The sequence below is a fragment of the Lyngbya sp. CCY1209 genome (assembly GCF_055795065.1).
This window is the reverse complement of record NZ_JAYFER010000493.1, coordinates 1-461: the sequence shown is the minus strand read 5'-3', so window position 1 is coordinate 461 and position 461 is coordinate 1. Positions and strand designations below refer to the sequence as shown.

Below are 461 nucleotides of genomic sequence, written 5' to 3'. Positions count from 1 at the left end.
GACTCGAAGATAATCAAGTTGGGAAGTTACCCAAAATGAACGGATTAGTCGCTCACGGAGATGGCAAACAAACTGGATTGTGATGTGTAGCCTTCCACGGTGAACGTGGAACCGGCAACCTTGGTATAGGTGTCGGAACCGAAAGCTTTAGCAAAACCGTCAATCTGAGCGGTGTTGCCGTCGATGTGAGTGTCGATATCTACGTCTCCGTAAACATCAAAGTTGATAAAATCGTTCTCGTAAAAAGTATAATATCCGTAGTATCCGTATCCACCGGCGACGTTGGATTCTTCGGAAACATTTTCGAGATGGCTGAGGTCGGAAATATTCATGGTTTCTCTCCAGTTAATTGATTGAGTGAATGGATTCGGGAATTTCTCTTTCCTGTCTTTAATTTAATCGAAACCTTCTCGAAACTGTTGCCAATTTGGCAGAATTATGACATTAATTTTGCCGACAAT

Annotated in this window: 1 protein-coding gene; it reads right to left on the bottom strand. The window is 42.5% G+C overall.

The window, feature by feature from the left end:
• Positions 1 to 44: 44 nt before the first annotated feature.
• Positions 45 to 332: a hypothetical protein gene (locus tag AC0QHF_RS15450; protein WP_324705119.1), complete on the bottom strand. Its 288-nt coding sequence runs from the start codon at positions 330 to 332 to the stop codon at positions 45 to 47.
• Positions 333 to 461: the final 129 nt, after the last annotated feature.

Bases quoted from the DNA above. Each gene is read 5' to 3' on its own strand.
- AC0QHF_RS15450 (WP_324705119.1), bottom strand. From the start codon at position 332: ATGAATATTTCCGACCTCAGCCATCTCGAAAATGTTTCCGAAGAATCC.